The organism is Oleiphilus sp. HI0080 (assembly GCF_001635135.1).
The window spans coordinates 1-498 of the sequence record NZ_LWFU01000100.1; the positions used below are offsets into that span (position 1 = coordinate 1).

Here is a 498-nt window from a genome sequence, read left to right on the forward strand (position 1 = left end):
ATCGCCCTAGTCGGTCAAAGAGCACAATATCAAATTGACTCTCTAAATTCTTGAGCGCTTCGCTGACGGCTGATTGCGACATGGAAAGTCGATCCGCGGCTGCGCTCACGTTTTCTTCGCGTGCTACGGCTAGAAATACTTCTAACTGTTTAAGTGTAAATCGCATATCGGAAAAACCGAATAGTTGTATTTGAATATCCTGATTTACAGATAGATTATGCGTAATTAGAATGCAACGCAACTTGTTAAGAAACTAGATTGAATTATTTGGAGAACTTTATGGCCGGTTTTATGACTGAGACTGTTACCAGCGTAACGCATTGGAACGATAAGCTTTTCAGCTTTAAAACGAGTCGCGACCCGTCATTTCGCTTTAAAAATGGCCACTTCATTATGATTGGGCTCGAGCATGAGGGGCGTCCACTGATGCGCGCCTATAGCATCGCAAGCGCGAACTATGAGGAAGAGCTAGAGTTCTTCAGCATAAAAGTGGCAGAT

2 protein-coding genes are annotated in these 498 nt (G+C 43.6%); one reads left to right on the forward strand and one right to left on the reverse strand.

Annotated features, from left to right (window positions below; genetic code table 11):
- Positions 1–166: LysR family transcriptional regulator (locus tag A3751_RS01275; protein ID WP_156492163.1), on the reverse strand; the 166-nt coding region annotated here is incomplete at its 3' end.
- A 113-nt stretch (positions 167–279) separates the two neighbouring features.
- Between A3751_RS01275 and A3751_RS01280 the strand changes: the two genes are divergently transcribed.
- Positions 280–498: FAD-binding oxidoreductase (locus A3751_RS01280; RefSeq protein WP_231876811.1), on the forward strand; the 219-nt coding region annotated here is incomplete at its 3' end.